This is a genomic window from Methanosphaera cuniculi, assembly GCF_003149675.1.
Classification (GTDB): Archaea; Methanobacteriota; Methanobacteria; order Methanobacteriales; family Methanobacteriaceae; genus Methanosphaera; species Methanosphaera cuniculi.
The window spans coordinates 22,829-44,298 of the sequence record NZ_LWMS01000046.1 but is presented as its reverse complement, the minus strand read 5'-3'; the positions used below and the strand labels follow the sequence as shown (position 1 = coordinate 44,298).

The window sequence follows — 21,470 nt, the reverse complement described above, 5'->3', positions numbered from 1 at the left end:
TAGATGTGGGAATTAAATATGAATGATGATGTGATAAATTTTTGGCTTGAAGTTTCAGATACAATTGCTCTTAATGTTGAAAATGCAATAAAAAATGCAGCTAGTGATCCTGAAGTTGATACTATTACAAAAATAGGAGCTGATGGTACTCCTACTCATAAGATTGATGAATATGCTGAAAATGCTGCTATTAAGACACTTGAAAGTACAGGTCATTCACTGATTCTTATTAGTGAAGAAATTGGAACAATAAAGATTGGTGATGATGATCCTGAAATTATTCTTATCATGGATCCACTTGATGGTACAACTAATGCTTTAAAACAAATTCCATGTTATGGTATTTCCATTGCTATTGCTGAAATTAAGGATGATAAGGATATTAATAATATTACTCTTGGAAATATTGAAATTGGATTTGTTAAAAATTTTGCAAATGAAGATACATATATAGCTGTGAAAAATCAGGGAGCATTAAAGAATAATAAAAAAATGAGCATTTCAAATATTTCTAATCTTTCTGAGGCTACTGTTTGTAATTATATTTACAGAGAAGATAAAGAACGTGTTAACAAGTTGCTCTCATCAATACGTAGACTTCGTCTTATTGGAGCTATTTCTATTGAGCTTTGTTATGTTGCTGATGGAACATATGATGCATTTCTTGATACTGGTTCTGTACGTCTTCTTGATATTGCAGCAGCACAACTTATACTTAAGGAAAATAATGGTATTGTTACAGATAAACTTTCAAATGAACTTTCAAGTCAGCTTGATTTAATGGAGACAACATCCATTGTTGCTGTGGCAAATGAAAGTATTCATAAGAAAATTATAGACTTAATAAACTAAAAAATAAAAAAAAAGATAGTAAAAAAAAGGGGATAAGAATAAAAATGAAAATAGGAATTGTATCACGTACAGATAAAGAGGATGCTATTGAACTTGATTGTAGTATAATAAAATATCTTCTTGAAAATAATGTGGAAGTTGAAGTTGACTCATCATTAGTTGAAAAACTTCCTGAATTTAGTATGTATGATGTAGCACTTGATGATATGAGTTCAGATATTGTGTTGTGTGTTGGTGGAGATGGAACAGTTCTTAATGCACAGCATGTACTTTCTCCTAAGAAGATTCCAATTCTTAGTATTAACATGGGAACTGTGGGTTTTCTTACAGAAGTAGATCCTGAAAATGTTTTTGAATGTCTTGAAAAACTTTTAAATTATGATTTTTTCATTGAAGAACGTTTACAGCTTGATGTTTTATGTGATAATGAATGGCATACTGTTCTTAATGAACTTGTTATAATGACAAGTCAGCCTGCTAAGATGCTTAATTTACGTGTTCTTGTTGATGAGGAGGTTGTTGATGATGTTCGTGCTGATGGTCTTATTGTATCAACACCTAGTGGTTCAACAGCATATGCAATGTCTGCGGGTGGTCCTATTGTAGATCCTCGTGTTGATGCTGCAATTATCATACCAATATGTCCATTTAAGCTTAATACTCGTCCTAAAATTGTTCCAGCAGAAAGTCTTATAACTGTCCAGTTTCTTAAGGAAGGAAAACAAGGAGTGGCTGTACTTGATGGTATGCTTACAAGTAGATTTGATTTTCTTGAAGAAATTAAGGTTCGAAAATCTGATCATTCAGCATACTTTGTCAGATTTAAACAAAGCTTCTATAAGAGTGTAAATAGTAAACTTAATATAATATAAATTATTATTATTTTCACTTATTTTACTTATTTTTTTATTTTTTTCTTTACCAGTATATTATTTATCTTTAAAGATGATAATTTAAAAAAAACAGGGAGGACTAATATTTATGTTATTAGATACTCAGAATATTTTAATTTCTGATGCAAATCATGGAGGTCTTATTTTACTTGATGAATATTCAAAATATACTAATGATACAATTTACTTCTATGATACATATAATAAACTTACAACATCAATGAAAGATGAACTTAAGGAAAAATATATGGTTTGTTTTGTTGATCTTGAGTATGTAAAGGAGCATATTGATGAGTTTATCAGTATATGTCCTGTTCATATGAAGCCATTATTTAGGTGTGATTTTACACACCATGAATTTACAGGTTATTTAATTAATGAACATAAAAAATGTTATGGTTGGAATTTTCCTATTGTTGAGATAACTGGTGTTAAGGGTAAAACTACAACTGTAAATATTACATGTGATCTTCTTTCTGATTTTAATGTTTTATCATTAACATCTGAAGGTTTAATTTTTCATAAAAATAAAGATGATATTATATTAGATACATCCTTAAGCATTACACCTGCAAGTATAATTGTTGCACTAAATAAAGCACTAAATTATGATATACTTGATGAGATTGACTTTTTCATATGTGAAGTATCACTTGGTATTACAACAAATACAGATATTGGAGTTTTAACAAATATTCTTGAAAACTATCCTATAGCAGGAAAAACAAATAATGCAGCTAATGCTAAAAAAACAGTATTTAATGCTAAATTAGTAGTATGTGATATGATGACATATAATCAATACTACAAAGATAATATGAAAGATGATAATATTACACAAGTAAGTTTAGATAATATAAATTCTGATATCTATACAACAAATATTAATTATTCTCTTAAAAAAACAGAAATTACAATAAATAACAAATATCAGATTAATTGTTTTGCTTTATCTGACTTTTATGTTAAAAATATTCTTTTTGCAATAGCAATCACACAAAAGTTAGGCTTATCATGGAATGATATTAAAAGAAATATTAAAAATATTAAATCTATAAAAGGGCGTGGATCATATAAAAGTGTTAATGATAAGATAATATTTGAAGATATAAATCCAGGACTTAATACAACATCAATTAGTAAATGTATTGATAATATAAAAAGATACTCAGATAATTATATCATAATTCTAGGTGGAGATTATGGTATAACATGTGAAGAAATAGATGAAGAAAAACTAATTAAATACATGAAAAAACTTACAAAAATACCAATAATTATGGTTGGAGAACTTGGAAGATCATTAAATACTAAATTAAATAATAAATATGAACATTTCATGAAATTAGAAGATGCATATGAATATATTATTTCAAATTCAAGTTATGATATTATTCAAATTATCTATAGAAGTGAGTATAATAGTATAATTAATTATTAAACATGAATCATTATTTAAGTTATATTAAAGCTATTTTAAATGTATTATTAAAAACTTTATTAAATATAATAAATATATAATTATAAAGAGTTAAAAAATATTTTACAAAGGATAATAATAGGTTCTAATTTAACTTAGGAAATTTTTATACATTAAAAAATATAAGAACATAATAAGAAATTTCCAACAAGATAGAATCTAAAAAAAAGATTATAGGAAATTTCTAAATAAAAAAAAAGAAAAATTATTTTTACACACTCATATAATAATATAAAAAAAACTAAAAAAAATAAATAAATAAATGTGGTAGGAGGGTTTATTTTATATGATAGTTGGTACAAGGGGAAGTCAGCTTGCACGAACACAAACACAAACTGTTGTAAAAGCACTTGAAGAAATAATTGGTGAACCAATAGAAACAAAAATAATTAAAACAACAGGAGATAAAATTAAAGATACACAATTATATAACATTGATGCTAAAGGTATCTTTACAAAAGAACTCGACACAGCACTAATAGATCATGATATAGACTTTGCTGTACATAGTTTTAAGGATTTACCAAGCGAGCTTAATGACCAACTTACCATCGCTGCAATACCAGAAAGAGAATCACCAAATGAAGTATTAATATCAAAATACTCATGGGATGAACTACCAGATAATGCAACAATAGGAACAAGCAGCGTAAGACGAGAAGCATTCTGTAAATATCATGGAAAAAATGTTAAGACAATACCATTACGTGGAAATGTAGAAACACGTATAAGAAAAGTAGAAGAAGATGAAGTATGTGATGCAACAATAATGGCACAAGCAGGAATAAACAGACTCGGACTCCAAGATCACATAAAAGAAGTATTTAGCACAGACTACATAGTACCACCAGCAGGACAAGGAGCTCTTGCAATAATGACAAATAAAGATTCAGAATATAATGATATTATTGCACAGCTAAACGATGAAAATACCAGAATTGAAGCATTATGTGAAAAAACCATACTTGAAACTATAGGAGTAGGATGTCAATGGCCAGTTGGAATACTCTCACACATAGATGGTGAAAACATCACAATACATGCAAAACTTCTAACACCAGATGGTGAACTACTAGCTGATATAACCAACACAACAACAAAAGATAATGCCTTTAATAAAGCTAAGGAAATTGGATTAAAACTAAGAGAGGAATCTTTATGAAACAGACAAATGTAGGTGTTATTGGAGTAGGATCAATGGGATATAACCATGTAAGAATCTACTCAGAACTTGAAAATACTAATCTAATGGCAATATCAGACATGATGCGAGGAACACTAGATAAAGTATCAAAAGAATTTAACACAATAGGATATGTAGACTATGATAACATCCTAAAACTTGATGATATAGAAATTGTAAACATCTGTGTACCAACAGTATACCATTATAATGTAGTAATGGATGCAATAGAAGCAGGAAAAAATGTACTTGTTGAAAAACCAATAGCACTAGAAATATCAGAAGCACAAAAAATGATTGATGCTGCAAAAGATGCAGGAGTAACACTAGCAACAGGTCATGTTGAACGATTTAATCCAGCTGTACGTGTTGCAAAACAATTAATTGATGATGGAGAAATTGGTGAAATAGTAACTGCAAACTCAAAAAGACTCGGTCCTTTTCCACCAAGAATACGTGATGTAGGAGTTGCAATTGATCTTGCAATTCATGATATTGACATATTTAATTATATTTTTGAAAGTCATCCAACAACAGTATTTGCAAATATGAGTAGTAAACTTGCAAACTGTGAGTTTGAAGATCATGCAGAAATCATGACAAAATATGATAATGGTGCACTTAGTATACTTGAAACAAACTGGCTTACACCATATAAAAAACGACAATTAAACATTACAGGTGTAGATGGAATAATAAGTGTTGACTACGGAAATCAGACAGTAACACTATATAAGGAAAATAATCAAGTTAAAAATGTAAAAGTTAAAAATAAAGAACCTCTTAAAGAAGAACTTAAATCATTTGTAAATGCTGTTAATACAAAAACAGAACCTGAAGTATCAGGATTAGATGGATTTAAAGCACTTAAAATTGTAAAAGCAGCAATGAAATCATCAAAAGAACAAAGACTAGTACATCTAGACTAATTAGGAAAAAAAAAATAAAATTAATTAAAAAATATAAAAAGATGTGAAATAAGATGAACACCAAATTAATAGAAAAAGCTACAGAACTTAGAAATAAGGGACTTACCACTGGAGAAATTGCAGATGAACTAAACATCTCAAAAGATACAACCAACTGGCTTGTAATGCAAATGACACCAGTAAGTAAACAGAAAAACAAAAATAAAACAAGACCAGATGACTTTGCAATAAACTGGAAAAGTATTGGTTCAAGCTCATCAAGAATGCGTGATATCTCATCAGCACTAGCTGATTATGCACTAGAAGAAGGAGTTCCAGATACAATAGTAGGAATTTCAGTAAGTGGTGTTCCATTTGCAACAATAATAGCAGATATACTAGATGCAGAATTATCAGTTTTCCACCCAGTAAAACATATGAAAAATGAGGATTCAGCACAAGGAACAATAAGTAATAACTTTGCAACACTTAAAAATAAGACAATCTTCATAGTAGATGATGTAATAACAAGTGGTTCAACAATAAAAAATGCAATAGAAGTATGTAAAGCTCATGGTGGAAATCCTGTTGCTGCATGTGTACTTGTAGATAAGAAAGGATTAAATGATATTGATGATGTAGCTGTAAAATCATTAATTAAAATTAATAAAGTAGGATAAAACCTTTAAAAACCACACCACCTAACCCTTTTTTTAATATTTTTTTTCACATGATTTATCTTTTTTTAGCTTTAATAACTATTCTTTATTTAAATAAAATAATATATAGAAAAAACTATATATATTATAAATGCTATTAATTTTAATTTGTTTTTATTAAATAAATAAAAAGACAATACATGAGAAATAATAATACTAAAGATAATATAATTAATTCTTTTACAAAATTATAATACATTAAATTTAAAATTATAACCCTAAATAGCCAAGAAATGGAGGAACCATATTTTGAATAAAAATCATAAAAAAAACAATAACAACCATAACAATAACCAAAATGGAGAACAAAATATTCGTGTAAGATCACCAAGAAAAGGTGAAATTCCAGGAGTAGTAGAACAAATCCTAGGACATGGAAAACTAAAAGTAAGATGTAATGATAAAAATGTAAGATTATGTCGTATTCCAGGAAAAATGAAAAAAAGAATTTGGATACGTGAAGGTGATGTTGTACTTGTAAAACCATGGGATTTCCAAAGTGATGAAAAAGCAGATATTATTTGGAGATACACACGTACAGAGGCTAACTACCTTGAAAGAAGAGGATTCTTAAAAATATAATCCCCCCTAACTTAATTTTATAATCTAAAAAAAAGTATAGATCTAAGATAAATTTTTTTTTATATTCTTCTTTTTTTAATCATTATAATAAAAAAAAGAAAAAGAAGATTAACAGTAGAAATATTTTAATAATATATTTTACCCACCCTAAGGAGAGTTTGAGTAGTGAATAAACATTTTCATGATGCAGATGAGCAGATGCGTAAGCTTGAGGAAACTAAAAGACTTAAAAGTAGTGAAGATAAGCAGGTTTCAAGCGAAGTATTTGATGATAAAACATTAAAAGTTTTATATAAGCTTGCAAAACAAGGATATATTAACACACTTAATGGTGTTATAAGCACAGGAAAAGAAGCCAACGTATTTTATGGTTATGATGATGATATGATGCCTGTTGCTGTTAAAATATATCGTGTTGTTACACTTGATTTTAAGAAGATTAAAGAGTATATTGCAGGTGATCCTCGTTTTAAAACTCATGGAAATAAAACACGTCAAATTATTAACACATGGACTAATAAGGAATTTAAAAATCTTAGTCGTCTTTATAATCTTGGACTTAGAGTTCCAGAACCATATACTTCACTTGAAAATGTTCTTATAATGGAATATCTGGATAAATCAGAGGATGATCATAGTGCAGCACCTCCTCTTAATAAGGTTAAACTCAAAGATCCTAAGATTGTATTTGATGAAATAATTAATTTTATTGATAAATGCTATAATGAAGCAGATCTTGTTCATGGTGACTTATCACAATATAATATTCTTTTATCACATAATCATCCTTATGTAATTGATTTATCTCAAGCAACACTTAGAAGTAATCCTTCAAGTCGTATGCTTCTTGAACGTGATATTAAAAATATTATATATGATGCTAAAAAATATAAGCTTAATTTAAGTTATGATGATATTTTAAATAGAGTACTAAATGGTTAATCGATACTTAAATTATTATCATGTTTATTAGATAATCTGTTAATTTATCATATAGTTTTTTATAATAGCATTTACATAAATAAACACTAGATTTAAACATGAGATGATGTTATTTTATATTTTAAAAAATTTTTTTATTAAATAACATTTATGTTAATTTAAATACCACAAATTAAATAAAGTAAAAATAAACAATTAAACATTTAATAAACTAAAAAAAAAGTTGTATATTATTAGATGCTTATTTTTTATAAATACTTATTATCAAATTTATTTAATTAACTAGAGAATTTAGATATTATCTTATTAAATTAATAATAGAATAATGAATTTTTTTTATATTTATTAATTAAAAAAAAATAACATATTGGAAAAAAACAGAGGAGTATATCGAAAAAGATTAAAATCGAATACTATTGAAAGGAGATAAAAATTTTTCTAAAATCCTCATTATTTTAAAATAGAAAATTAAAGGAGCTTTTTTATAATGGTTAATACAGAATACCTAAAAATACCAAAAGACAGAGTTGGAGTTACAATAGGAAAAAATGGTAAAATTAAACATCAACTTGAGATTATTACAAAAACTGAACTAAAAATTGATAGTGAAACCGGAAATATTTCAATAAGTTCAACAGAAGAAACAGATGACCCATTAGCAATCTGGAAAGCAAGATATATGATAAAAGCAATAGGAAGAGGATTTAATCCAGATATTGCACTTAGTCTTGAAGATGATGATCTTATTTTAGAAATTATTAACCTACAAGATTACGTAGGAAAATCTAAAAAAGCACTTGTAAGACAAAAAGGAAGAATTATTGGAAAAGGTGGAAGAACCAGACAAATTATGCATGATATGCTAGATGTTGAAATTAGTATTTATGGAAAAACAGTATCATTAATTGGTAAAATAGAAAATATTCAAATGGCTCGTGAAGCTATTGAAATGATACTTGAAGGTTCAAGACAAAAAACTGTATATGCATATCTTGAAAAAATGCATGATAAACTTAAAAGACAAGAATTTGATGAAATGATTAATGGTAAACCTGATATGAAAGAAATTCTCCGTGAAGATCTTGATACAGATGAAGATTTTACAGATGCTGAGGATGAATATAATCAGGATGCTATTGATGCTGAAGAAAATGATGAAGATATTGATGATGTTGAGGAAGTAATTGAAGAAGAAGACTTTGAAACTGTTCCTGAAACATTATAAGATGAAAAGTTATTTTTTTTTTTTCATCAATAAAACTTTTTTTTTAGATGAGGATTAAATTTTTAGATTTGATCTTTTTATATAATCTTTTTTTTGAATTACTATAATTTTATAGATTTTTATTTTTTTTTATTATAATTTTTATTTATCTATAAATTTATTTAATTTTAAGCTTGTTTTTTAATGATTGTTTATTTTGTTTCATATGGTATTTTTAGGGATTTTTCTATTACTTGTCATGACCCCCCTAAAGTTGTTATTTTTTCATAAAATAGTATATATTCAATGGTTTTATATTGTATGTTTTACATAAATATTAAATAGAAAACACATGAATTTTTATATAATTCATGTATACTAAAAAGATAAAATCCATCATATTATCCTACAATAATAAGTTTGGCATACTGGATTTTTATCGAAATGCATGTTAACTAAAAAATATAAATAATACTATTAACTAATAAAAGTATTACAAATTTTAAAAATACTACAAAAAAAATACAACCACTATAACACATAATGAATGGAGGTTTGAAATATTTGGAACGAGATACATCCGAACTATTCGAAGAATTTAAAGAACTAACAGCATCAGAATTTTTTAGACGAAACAAACAAATGTTAGGATTTTCAGGAAAAATAAGATCCCTAACAATAGTATTCCACGAACTAATAACAAACAGCCTAGATGCATGTGAAGAAGCAGGAATACTACCAGACATAACAATAGAACTAAAAAGACTAGGAAAAGATCATTACCTACTAAAACACGCTGATAATGGACCTGGAATACCAGAAGACTACATAACAAAAGTATACTGTCAAATGTTTGCAGGAAGTAAATTCAGAAATATCCAATCAAGAGGACAACAAGGATTAGGATGTAGTGGATGTGTACTTCTTTCACAAATGACAACAGGACAACCTGTAACAATCAGATCACGATACAAAGATGGTGACCAAATTAAAGGAGTTGAAATGAAAGTAAAACTCGATGTAAAGAAAAACACAGGAATAATCCTAGATCGTAAAGAATTCGAAACAGAAAGAACTGGATCTGGAATAGAAATCGAATTTAAAGACGTATCATACTCAATGAGTGAACAAGGAGCATATGAATACATCAGACGAACAGTAATAGGAAATCCACACGCAAGAATAGTATTTAAAGACCCAACAGGAAGAAAATACACATTCGAACGTGCAACAGACAAAATACCACCACTACCACAAGAAGTACTACCACATCCAAAAGGTGTAACAGCAGATGATATAATATACCTTTGTAAAAGCACAAACAAAAAAAGATTCAAAAACCTACTAATGGACTCACTATCACGAGTATCACTCAAAAAAATCAAAGAAATCGAAGAAGCAACTGGAATTGACATGAACAAAAGACCAAAAAGCATCACATGGAAAGAAGCTGAAATGGTCGTAGAACAATTTGACAAAATAAAATTCATGGCACCACCTACAAATGGACTAAAACCAATAGGATCAGACCAAATAGAAAAAGGAATCAACGAAATACTACTACCAGAATTTTCAACAGCACTCACCCGTAAACCACAAGCATACCGTGGAGGAGTATCATTCATCGTAGAAGTAGGACTAGCATATGGTGGAAAATCAGGAAGAAAAGTAGGAAACTCACGAAAAGCAGAAATAATGAGATTTGCAAACCGTGTACCATTAACATTTGACCAGGGAAGCTGTGCAATAACCGAAGCATTAAAAAGTATCGACTGGAGAAGATATGGAATAGGAGAATTAGATAATGCACCAATATCCGTATTTGTAAATATTATCTCAACAAACGTACCATACCTATCAACAGGAAAACAAAGTGTAGCACCAGAAGAAGAAATAGTACGAGAAATCAGACAAGCAACAATGAAAATTGCAAGAAAACTCGAAAAATACCTACGTGCTAAAAAAGCTGCTAAAAACGAAGAAATGAGAGCAAAAATCTTCGAAGACATGGTTCCTGTTGTAATTAAACAATGTGCACTACTTGCTGAAAAAGAAATACCAGACTATGAAAAAGTAATGGATGAAGTAACACACAAAGCTAAAATCATGGACATGAAAAACCGCCTACAACAACCTGAAATTGAAGCAAAAGAAGTAATAGTTGAAGAACCAAAAATGCGAGTAAAAGAAGAAATACTAGAAGATGAACAACTACAATAAAAAAAAAAGAAACTTAAAGGAGGTTATGAAATAAAATGATGAAACACAAAGAAGAAGCACTAGCAAAACTACGAGGAATGGGAGATGAAGTACTTGAAAGTGTATTACATGAAAATGTACCAAACATAAAAATACCATCACGTGGAACAGGAAACATCATCTACAACCCAGATAAAAGATACTTTGAACTAGGAGATAGAAAAGGAACAAGATCACTAGGAAATGTAAAACAAATCAAGAAAATGGCACAAATGATGTGTGTAGGAAACTTCTGTAAAGAACTTGTAAACATCCAGAAAACCGCAACAATGAGGGAAATGTACTATGTATCAGAAGGATGGGATGTAGGATTTGACAACCAGCAAGAATCAAACAACATCACAGAAGATATAGAAGTAACACTAGGTGTATCAAGAGAAAACCTAGGACTACTACCTGAAGAAGATGGAGCATCAGTATTTGGAGATATAACACTACGTGATGATGATGTTGAATTTAATGCAAAAAAACTAGGAAAATCAGGATACACAATACCACCAACAGTAGATGATATTGAATTTGTAGATTCAAATGTTGATCGTATAATAGCTGTTGAAACCATGGGAATGTATCACCGTATGGTACAAGAAAAAGCATATGACAGATTTAACACACTCGTAATAGGACTTAAAGGACAAGCAGCACGTGCAACACGTCGATTTATTCGCCGTGCAAGTGATGAATTAAATGTACCTGTATATATCTGTAACGACGGAGATCCATGGGGATTCCACATTGCAATGGTAATTATATCAGGAAGTGCAAAATTAGCACACGTAAATCATGATCTTGCAACTCCTGATGCAAAATTCCTCGGTGTAACAGCATCAGACATTATCAACTATGACTTACCTACAGATGATCTTAAAGATGTGGATGTAAATCGTCTAAAAGAACTAGCACAAGATCCAAGATATAAAGGAGAATTCTGGCAAACAGAAATTAAGAAAATGCTAAAACTAGGTAAAAAAGCAGAACAACAATCATTCTCCAAATATGGACTTGAATATATTGTAGATACATACTTCCCAAATAAGATAAGTGCACTTGAAGGAAAACCAATAGAATGATCACATTCTTTATAAAACCTTATCTCCACCCCTTACTTAAACTTTTTTTTATCTACATTAAGAAACATCTATTTTACACAAACTTTTTCTCACGAGTAAGAAAAAATATTATATTCTCCAGGAAGATACTATAATAAAGAGGTTTAACTAATGGTTTTAAGTAAATTAATAAAAGTAAGTGAAAAAACATATAACTTATTAACTGAAATCTGTCCTAAAAATAAATCATACAATGATATAATTTATAATGCTTTAATTCAGCAATACACAGAAGAAGAATACTTAACTGATGAAGAAGCTGAATATTGTAATAAAATAATAGATAACATCGAAAAAGGAAATAATACTGATTCATACCCCATAGATACTGATAATTTAGACAAAAAGTTAGATAACTTAGAAAAACAAAAGATAATATGAACTACACAATACAATACACTAAACACAGCATAAAAAACTTGAGAAAAAAAGAAAAAACTTACATGCTTACTTCTAATCAATATTATCCTATTTTTTATAAAAAAAATTAGTAAAGATATTAAATAAACATCTTCTGGAGTAAACCCCTCTTATAAGTCTTCATAAGATCTATTTGATTGTTTAATAATTCTATTTTTTTATCTACATATGATAAGAATGATGCAATCTTTTCTTGAACTTTAAATGATGGTAACTTTACAGGAATTGAATTTAATGAATCATTATTCAATGTTACTCCTTTAACAGCCTGAGCACCATATTTCATTATATTAATTGAACTTAAATAATAGTACATGTACTCTGTTGATATATCCTCATTTTTCCATGTGAAATTACATATTGCCTCATTAGTATACATATCTTTTTTTAATATACTAAGTTTTCCAACAGATAACTTAAAACTCATAATAAGAGTTCCTTTCTTAATAATATCTTTATTTTTAGTACCTTCTTTGGTTATTGTCTTTTTTGAATCTATAATATATTTAGATTTATCATTTTCTGACATATCAGCTATAGATAACCATGAATACTCACCATTCCAAAAATCAGGATTATGAGTTGAAGGAGTAAAACCTTTACCAATAATAGCAATATCAGAAAGCTTTTTAACCATCCAATCATCAGATAAATTACTTTTAAATATTTTATTTAGTAAATATGATTTAAATTTAACTAATTTTCCTTGTTTTTGTTCCATTAAGGTAATTTTAGTATCCATAGTCAATAGAATGTTTGATACTTTTTTTTGATGGTCTAACTTATAATATGGTATCAATATTTCTGAAATATCTTTTGTATTAACTACTCCTTGAACTGAACCACCTACTTTAGCTTTTATTTGTCTTTGAACCATAGCACTGTTAAACATGTAGTATAAGTAATAATTATTCATTATTTCTTCATTAGGTTCTATTATAACAACATTTAAACATTGAGCCTTAAAATTATGTGTCCAAATTGATGCTAATCCATTATTTCCATGTCTTGCAATTAATATATCACCTTTATGCAATTGAGATTTTGGATTTTTATTAAAAAAATCTTCAGTTACATACTTAATATTTTCTAAATTAACACCACTATTTGTTAAATTGGTTGTTCTAATCATTGGAATCCTATTTTTTGAATCACAATAATATTTGTTACATGATCCAACAAATCCTACTTTTATTTTATTTACAAGTTCTTTTAAAGAATATTTTTGTCCTTCTTTAAAAGTAGAAGAAATATTTGATTGGGGTTTCGGATGTTTGGAGAATATTTTTATTTTTTTGTTTTTCAGAAGAAAATTTTTTCATTTTTAAAAGTCCCATCTTATTTTTCTAATATAAATATATAGGTTTCTAAATTAATAAAATATTTTAAATTATATTAATTTATTGATATTTTTTTTGCATATGTTTTTTTAAGAAGAAAAATAATATTTTAAATACGAAATTAAGAAATATAAATAATTGTGATTTCTCAAATAGAGAAAAAAAACGTATTTTAAAAGACTTATCATATTGTTCTTTAAACATCCAAAATTATATTTTAAGGATAAAAAATTAGATAAAAAAAAATTATCAGATATTGCTATTATTAAAACTGGATTTACACCTTCAACAACTAATCCCAAATATTGGAATGGTGAATTTCCCTGGTTATCAGTTGCAGATATGAACTCTAAATATATTAAAAATACAACAAAAACAATAACAGACACTGGTACAATGAAAAAAGAAATAGTTAAAAAAGGAACTCTTATTATGAGTTTCAAATTAACTATAGGAAAGTTAGGTATATTAACTAAAGATATGTATACAAATGAGGCAATATGCAATTTCACATGGAAAAATAAAAATATATCTACTGAATTTATGTATTATTATTTAAGTTCAATAAATATAGAAAAATATGGAGTACAGGCAGCAAAAGGAATTACATTGAATAAAAATTCATTAAGTTCTATTCCAGTGAAAATTCCATCAATTAATTCAAAAATTAAAATAGCATATTTCTTATCAGAAATAGATACTAAAATAGCCTTAATGGAACAGAAAAAATCCGAAATAATAAATCTGAAAAAGTGTTTTATTCATAAAATTTTTGATGATTTTTTGAAAAATAATAATGATTTTCCTTTAATGAATTTTTCTGATCTAACTAAGCAAATTATTGGTGGTAGTACTCCTCAGACAAAAAATTTACTATTTTGGAATGGTAATATTAATTGGTTTACTCCCTCTGAAGTTGGAGAATCAAAGTACTTATATGAAAGTAAAAGAAAGATTACAAAATTAGGTGTAGAAAAAAGTTCTGTTAAATTAATTCCAAAAAATTCTATTATTCTAACAACAAGAGCAACAATAGGAAGAAAAAGTATAACAACAGAAGAATCTACCACAAATCAAGGTTGTCATTCATTAATTCTTAAAGATAATGTTGATATTAATTTTATTTATTATTTACTTGATAGTATTCAAAATGAGTTAATTCGAAAATCAGTAGGTTCTACATTTATTGAAATAAATAAAAAGGAAATAGAAAATATATCAATAAAAGTTCCCCCATATAAAATACAACAAAAAATCGGTGATTTTCTAAGTAGTATTGATAAAAAAATTAAATTAACATCAAAACAGGTGGAATTAATGAAGATGTATAAAAATGGTTTGCTTCAGAAAATGTTTATCTAATTTTTAAGGGTTTAAGAAAAATCTTAAATATATAATTTTAAAGATATATAGTAATAGTAAAAAAATATTAAGAGGAGGCTAACTTTAAGTGAATTTACATGATAAATCAAAGGTTATACCACTTAGTATTCTTATTGTAGTAATTCTTGGTATAACAAGTGGATCATATCAATATCCTCTTTTAGTAGTAGCTGGAATAATTACAACATTAATGAATCCAGAGTCAAATAAGAAAATTATAATAAATATCCTCATATCATTTATTATTGGTGCAATTATTGTTGGAGTAATTAATTTAGTATATGCATATTATGGTCTTAATCCATTTCAGGCTATAGCATATGTTTCATATGCCCTACTTAACATACCAATGTATATAATATTTGGTCTTCTTGGTGGACTCATTGGCTATAATATTAATACAGTTGATGAAGATAAATAATAACAATAAAAGAAATTCAAAGGGAGGTAACCTAACAATGGATTTTAATGAAATAGTAAGTGGAAAATGTGTACCACTAGGAATATTATCAATAGTAATATTCTATCTAATAGGTGGAGCATCATCAAGTGTACTACCATTCATATTCCTAACATGTATAGCAGTAGGATACATTAAAAGTATCTCATTAACAGATACTATTGTAGCAGGACTACTTGTATCATTCATAGGCGGAATTATCAACCTACTTATCAGTGTAGGACTTGTATATGTATCATATGGTGCAACATATGCAATGTATATGTTTACTAGTGTATCATCAATAAACTTAATACTAAGTATAATTGTAGGAATCATTGGTGGAGCAATAGGATACTTCATAAAAGATGAAGTAATTAAAAACAATAACAACCAAATAAGAGAATAAAAAGAGAATTATACATTTTAATCTCTTAATTCTTTTCATAAACTTTTTTTATTATATTAAAAAATAATATTATTAAACATATTTAACTCTTTTTATCAAATTTTTATTAAACAACTTTAATAAATTATTAACTCTTTAAATACCAGATATATAATAATATATAAAAAGAAATTAGGAATTTAATAAAAATGAACTTAAAGACACTTACATACGATAAAATTAGTCTTATTGGAATTTTTACGATAATAATAGTCTTTCTTATTCCATATCTTTACCTTGTAACAACAATAACTTCAATATTTTTCATAACAATATTTCTAACAATATTTATGAATTATAATCTTGAAAATTCAATAAAAAAATGTGCAATAATAGCACCAGTTGGACTAATAATAGGAACAATTATAGAATATATAATATTTACAATATTAAACACATCATATCCACTAAAATATTTTATCATCACACTAATAATAAGTATAATTTTAGGTATACTTGGTGCAATTATAGGATATTACATGAATCAAGAAATAAAGAAATTTAACAAAGACCTTAACTATCAAGGAAAACTCTACTTAGTACTTGGAATTTTAATGATAATAATCACATTCATAATAGCTGCAATATATAACATACTAACAGATAAAATACTAAGCATTCCACTATTTATCTTCATAACAACAATACTAGTAGGATATGTAAGAAAAACACAAATATTAAACATAAAACATGTACAAAATCCAGATGTAGAACTTAATAAACATACCAAAAAAATGCAAAAAGTTAACAGACTAACAAAAACACTAGCTGTAGGAATTATTGGATATATTATAGGATCAGGAATAGTTCTCATCATATTTGGAGATAATATATTTGAAGCATTAACTAAAGATACCATATTAATCATAATTTTTTCACTAATAGGTAGTGTAATAGGATTTAAAATCAGACAACAAACACAAAAACAAGACATTAAAATTACACCAATACTTATTGCAATGCTATTTATCATGATGGGAATAATATGTACAAATGATTTAATAATTTCACTATACACACTTTTTGCATGTATATATGTAGGATATATGATGTCAAAATCACTACAAAGATCAATAATAACATCAGCAATAACAGGATCTATCTCTACTTTAATACCATTACTACTAGGAGCATGGTTAATTTCAATAATTGATCCTATCACGACATCCCAAATATATAATTTAATCAATCATATAATAATATCAACAATAATAGGAATTTGTGGAGGAATAATAGGATACTACCTAAAACATGAAACACAAGAAAAAATAACAATAATCACCTCATAATATCCCTTTTTTATTACTTTTTTTTAAAAAATAAAATTAATATAAACAAACTACCTGAAAATAGATAAACTAAAAACAAACATAAATAAACCATATAAAAAGAAAAAACAACATTACTTTTCAGGAGTAGATAGAAGAAAAATGGATTTAGAAAATTTAATAAAAAGAAAAAGCACTCTTGTTGGAATCTTGATAACAATAATTCTTTTTATTATACTATGCTGTTTCAATGGAAATTATTTCCTAACAGATGAAAATTTTGGTAGTATAGGACTTTTAATTTTAATAAGTATTATTGTAGGATTCATAAATAGTGATTCAATAGAAAACTCAATAATTTCAGGAATTATAATATCACTTCCTTACTACATACTTGGTATATTAATGATTATAATTAGTAATTATTATTTTATGAATTATATGATGATTATTATATGTTTGATAATAGTATCTGGTATTGGAGGTTTAATTGGGTATTATGCAAATTATATCAATAATTGTGATAAAGTTAATTTAAAAAATAAAAGTGAAATTCTTGGAATATTAACAATATCATTTATTTACATTTTATCTGGTTATAAATCTAATATATTTCCATTTATTTTAATTATAACCATATTTATTGGTTATATTAAACACAATACTAAAAGTGAAGCAATTCTTTCTGCAACTTTAACTTCTATTACAGGCTCTATTATTTGTTTATTTTTAGTATATTTAGGATATTGTTTAAATTTAATTGGTTACTATTATTATTTTGCTAATACATTATTTATGATAGTATCATTTACTTTAGTAGGTTTTATTGGAGGAATAATTGGATATTATCTTAAAAAAGAAGTTAATGATGTAAGTAATATCAGCAATAATATTACAGAAGGTAAGTATTTACAAATTAGTCTTCTAATAATCATATTTACAGCTATTATTGGAGAAAAAGCATTAACTACTGTTTCATACATTTTCATCATTTGTATTATTTTAAGTTATATGAAAAGAAATACATTAGAAAACTCAATTATATTCGGACTTATAATAGGTATTATATCAACCATTATAACTTTCATTATGGGCAACATCATATTTAATTACACATACCAGTATTATATAGATATTTTATTTTATTTATTAATTACCAGCATTATTTTTGCTGTTATTGGTTGTGTTCTTGGTCGTTATGTTCGTGAGAAGATGAAAGATGAAGAATCTATTAAGAACCATAGCCAGTACCATATGGATTCTCATAAGGAGTATTTCTAGATAAAAAAAAATAATTTCCCCACCTATCTTATTTTTTTAATTTTTATATGGATATTAATTTATAATTAATTGTCATATTTTTTAATAATATTTATTACCTATTATTATCTTATATATTATTATAAAATAATTTTAGAAGAAAAATTAAATTTTATAAATTTTCTTTTAATTTTCTAATTGGACGTATTAATATGGTAAAAAACATCGGAATTAATGGATACGGAACTATTGGTAAAAGAGTAGCAGATGCTGTATCTGCTCAAGATGATATGAAAATTGTTGGTGTAACTAAAAGATCACCCGACTATGAAGCTAAAAGTGCTGTTGAAAAAGGGTATGATTTATACATAAGTGTTCCTGAACGTGAAGCTGAATTTGAAGAAGCAGGAATAGAAGTTGCAGGAACAGCTGATGAATTATTTGAAAAACTAGACTTAGTTGTTGACTGTACACCCGGAGGTGTAGGTGCAGCTAATAAAACAGACATATATGAAAAAATAGGTCTTAAAGCTATCTTTGAAGGTGGAGAAGATCATGATGCTATAGGTTCATCATTTAATGCAGAAGCAAATTATGCTAGTAACATTGGAAAAGATTATGTTCGTGTTGTATCATGTAACACAACAGGTCTTTGTCGTACACTTAAACCTATAAAAGATATTGCTGGTATAAAAAATGTTAGAGCAGTAATGGTAAGACGTGGAGCAGATCCTAATGATGTAAAACGTGGACCTATTAATGCTATAGTGCCAACAACAGAAGTTCCATCACACCATGGACCTGATGTACAAACAATTATAGATGACATTAATGTTATGACAATGGCACTTATTGTTCCAACAACACTAATGCACACACATAACATAATGGTAGAATTAGAAGATGATTCAATAACAACAGATGATGTACTTGATGCATTCCAAAAAGCATACCGTGTACTTCCTGTTAAAAAATCATTAAATCTAGGATCAACCGCACAAATTATGGAATATGCAAAAGACCTTGGACGTTCACGTGGAGACATGTATGAAATTCCAGTATGGGAAGAATCAGTAAATGTTGAAAATGGAGAATTATTCTACATGCAAGCAGTACACCAAGAATCAGACGTTGTACCAGAAAACGTTGATGCAATACGTGCAATGCTTGAACTTGAAGATGATGCTGAAAAATCAATATTAAAAACAAATAAAGCAATGGGAATATTATAATAAAAAACCATGAAAAAATCTTCCCCCATCCAATCCCCCCTTTTTTCATACACTAAGGATCTTTTTTTTACACATATTGAAATCTTATATTTTATATAAAAAAAAATATAATCTGTTATAAAATTTTTTTAATTTAAAAATATGGATTATAATAATAGTTAAATAATACAAATTGTATAAAACTTATAATATAAGAGAGTAAATTAAATAAAATAACAAAATTTTTAACTAAAAAAAGAATGAATTTACATAGAGGATATTAAATGTTTAAAGAAAAATTAATTCTCACAGGACATATAATTGATTCACTTACTCTACCTAAAACACTCGATACAATAATGGAACAAGGTGGAGATTTTAAAATAGAAGAATTAAATGTGGGAAAACTAAAAACAGATAAAAGCAGTGCAATAATAGAAGTTACATCAGATGATGAAAAAGTATTTAACAGAATACTTGATGAAGTAACAGACTATGGAGCTGAAATACTAGAAGATAAAGAAGTACAACTAATAGAATCAGCTAAAGATAAAACAGTACCAGATAACTTCTACTCAACAACTAACTACAACACTAAAGTTAAATACAACGACACATGGCTACCAATAGAAAACATAGAAATGGACTGTGTTATTGTAGTAGATACAGATAACATGAAAGCAGAATGTAAACCATTAAATGTAGTTAAAAAAGGTGAAAAAGTTGTTGTAGGACGTGCAGGTGTTAAAGTTGAACCACTAGAAAGATCACGTGGAAAAGCTGAATTTGAATTTATGAACAGTGAAGCATCAGCAGAAAAACCAACACAAACAATTATCCATAAAATAGCAAAAGAAATGAAGGAAATAAAAGATAAAGGTGGAAAAATTGTAGTAGTAGGAGGACCTGCAGTAATACACACAGGATGTTCAAAAGTACTAGCAAGTTTAATACGTGAAGGATATGTAGATAAAATCTTTGCAGGAAATGCTCTAGCAACACACGATATTGAAAATGCATTATATGGAACATCACTAGGTGTAGATATAGAATCAGGAGAACTAGTAGCACATGGACATAAAAATCATATATCTGCAATTAACACTATAAATAAAGCTGGAAGTATTAAAGAAGCAGTAGATCAAGGAATACTAACAAGTGGTGTAATGTATGAATGTATTAAAAATGATGCACCATATGTACTAGCTGGTAGTATTCGTGATGATGGACCTTTACCTGATGTAATAACAGATTCACAAGTTGCACAACAAAGAATGCGTGAAGAAGTACAAGATGTTGACATGGTAATAATGATTGCAACACTACTTCACAGTGTAGCAACAGGAAACCTTATACCAGCACGTGTAAAAAGTGTATGTGTAGATATAAGTAATGCATCAGTAACCAAACTTTCAGATCGTGGAAGTGCACAGGTTATAAGTGTTGTAACAGATATAGGATCATTTTTACCTATACTTAAAAATGAACTTGAAAAACTAGAAGAAGAATAAAAGATATTATATTTTTTTCTTCTTTCTCCTCTCCTTTTTTTTTATTAAAAAAAAATAAT

Annotated in this window: 19 protein-coding genes and 1 pseudogene; 19 read left to right on the top strand and 1 reads right to left on the bottom strand. The window is 27.3% G+C overall.

Annotated features, from left to right (window positions below; genetic code table 11):
* Window positions 1-18: 18 nt before the first annotated feature.
* The 12 genes and pseudogenes from MSCUN_RS07575 to MSCUN_RS07520 all read left to right on the top strand — a co-directional run bounded on the left by MSCUN_RS07575 (window position 19) and on the right by MSCUN_RS07520 (window position 12,512).
* A complete protein-coding gene (locus tag MSCUN_RS07575) occupies window positions 19-852 on the top strand; it encodes a bifunctional fructose-bisphosphatase/inositol-phosphate phosphatase (protein WP_170104127.1) in 834 nt (277 codons plus the stop codon).
* 44 nt (window positions 853-896) lie between these two features.
* Entirely contained in the window at window positions 897-1,724 is an 828-nt protein-coding gene (locus MSCUN_RS07570) for an NAD(+) kinase (protein ID WP_095608848.1), read from the top strand.
* 109 nt (window positions 1,725-1,833) lie between these two features.
* Window positions 1,834-3,186, top strand: coding sequence for a coenzyme F430 synthase (gene cfbE, locus MSCUN_RS07565; protein WP_095608847.1), 1,353 nt, complete (start codon window positions 1,834-1,836; stop codon window positions 3,184-3,186).
* 325 nt (window positions 3,187-3,511) lie between these two features.
* Window positions 3,512-4,387, top strand: a complete 876-nt coding sequence (gene hemC, locus MSCUN_RS07560) for a hydroxymethylbilane synthase (protein ID WP_095608846.1) — start codon at window positions 3,512-3,514, stop codon at window positions 4,385-4,387.
* Window positions 4,384-5,337 carry a Gfo/Idh/MocA family protein gene (locus tag MSCUN_RS07555; RefSeq protein ID WP_095608845.1) on the top strand — a complete coding sequence of 318 codons (954 nt, stop codon included), beginning with the start codon at window positions 4,384-4,386 and terminating at the stop codon, window positions 5,335-5,337. The genes hemC and MSCUN_RS07555 overlap by 4 nt, the downstream gene beginning before the upstream one ends.
* Before the next feature lie 53 nt (window positions 5,338-5,390).
* Window positions 5,391-5,996 (top strand): orotate phosphoribosyltransferase-like protein, encoded by a 606-nt coding sequence (locus MSCUN_RS07550; protein ID WP_095608844.1) that lies wholly within the window; start codon window positions 5,391-5,393, stop codon window positions 5,994-5,996.
* A 288-nt stretch (window positions 5,997-6,284) separates the two neighbouring features.
* Window positions 6,285-6,617, top strand: a complete 333-nt coding sequence (eif1A, locus tag MSCUN_RS07545) for a translation initiation factor eIF-1A (protein ID WP_095608843.1) — start codon at window positions 6,285-6,287, stop codon at window positions 6,615-6,617.
* 165 nt (window positions 6,618-6,782) lie between these two features.
* Window positions 6,783-7,559: a serine protein kinase RIO gene (locus tag MSCUN_RS07540; protein WP_095608842.1), complete on the top strand. Its 777-nt coding sequence runs from the start codon at window positions 6,783-6,785 to the stop codon at window positions 7,557-7,559.
* A 487-nt stretch (window positions 7,560-8,046) separates the two neighbouring features.
* A pseudogene (locus MSCUN_RS07535) lies at window positions 8,047-8,658 on the top strand (KH domain-containing protein); the annotation flags it as partial.
* 669 nt (window positions 8,659-9,327) lie between these two features.
* Window positions 9,328-10,983: a DNA topoisomerase VI subunit B gene (gene top6B / locus MSCUN_RS07530; protein WP_095608841.1), complete on the top strand. Its 1,656-nt coding sequence runs from the start codon at window positions 9,328-9,330 to the stop codon at window positions 10,981-10,983.
* A gap of 38 nt (window positions 10,984-11,021) precedes the next feature.
* Window positions 11,022-12,092, top strand: coding sequence for a DNA topoisomerase IV subunit A (locus tag MSCUN_RS07525; protein WP_095608900.1), 1,071 nt, complete (start codon window positions 11,022-11,024; stop codon window positions 12,090-12,092).
* Between the two features lie 150 nt (window positions 12,093-12,242).
* Window positions 12,243-12,512, top strand: a complete 270-nt coding sequence (locus MSCUN_RS07520; RefSeq protein WP_095608840.1) for a hypothetical protein — start codon at window positions 12,243-12,245, stop codon at window positions 12,510-12,512.
* 118 nt (window positions 12,513-12,630) lie between these two features.
* Here the strand turns inward: MSCUN_RS07520 and MSCUN_RS07515 are convergent, their stop codons facing one another.
* Window positions 12,631-13,803: a restriction endonuclease subunit S gene (locus MSCUN_RS07515; protein WP_275542267.1), complete on the bottom strand. Its 1,173-nt coding sequence runs from the start codon at window positions 13,801-13,803 to the stop codon at window positions 12,631-12,633.
* Between the two features lie 277 nt (window positions 13,804-14,080).
* Here MSCUN_RS07515 and MSCUN_RS08420 point away from each other — a divergent pair, with 277 nt between their 5' ends.
* The 7 genes from MSCUN_RS08420 to MSCUN_RS07480 all read left to right on the top strand — a co-directional run bounded on the left by MSCUN_RS08420 (window position 14,081) and on the right by MSCUN_RS07480 (window position 21,411).
* Entirely contained in the window at window positions 14,081-15,253 is a 1,173-nt protein-coding gene (locus MSCUN_RS08420; RefSeq protein WP_095608838.1) for a restriction endonuclease subunit S, read from the top strand.
* Window positions 15,254-15,341: 88 nt separating this feature from the next.
* Entirely contained in the window at window positions 15,342-15,695 is a 354-nt protein-coding gene (locus MSCUN_RS07505; protein ID WP_095608837.1) for a hypothetical protein, read from the top strand.
* A gap of 37 nt (window positions 15,696-15,732) precedes the next feature.
* Window positions 15,733-16,122: a DUF5518 domain-containing protein gene (locus MSCUN_RS07500; protein ID WP_143744866.1), complete on the top strand. Its 390-nt coding sequence runs from the start codon at window positions 15,733-15,735 to the stop codon at window positions 16,120-16,122.
* A gap of 188 nt (window positions 16,123-16,310) precedes the next feature.
* On the top strand, window positions 16,311-17,450 hold the full coding sequence (locus MSCUN_RS07495) for a hypothetical protein (RefSeq protein WP_095608835.1): 1,140 nt from the start codon (window positions 16,311-16,313) through the stop codon (window positions 17,448-17,450).
* 141 nt (window positions 17,451-17,591) lie between these two features.
* A complete protein-coding gene (locus MSCUN_RS07490) occupies window positions 17,592-18,710 on the top strand; it encodes a hypothetical protein (protein ID WP_095608834.1) in 1,119 nt (372 codons plus the stop codon).
* A gap of 191 nt (window positions 18,711-18,901) precedes the next feature.
* On the top strand, window positions 18,902-19,921 hold the full coding sequence (locus MSCUN_RS07485; protein ID WP_095608833.1) for a phosphorylating glyceraldehyde-3-phosphate dehydrogenase: 1,020 nt from the start codon (window positions 18,902-18,904) through the stop codon (window positions 19,919-19,921).
* Between the two features lie 263 nt (window positions 19,922-20,184).
* Window positions 20,185-21,411 (top strand): ornithine cyclodeaminase, nickel-pincer nucleotide-dependent, encoded by a 1,227-nt coding sequence (locus MSCUN_RS07480; protein ID WP_095608832.1) that lies wholly within the window; start codon window positions 20,185-20,187, stop codon window positions 21,409-21,411.
* Window positions 21,412-21,470: the final 59 nt, after the last annotated feature.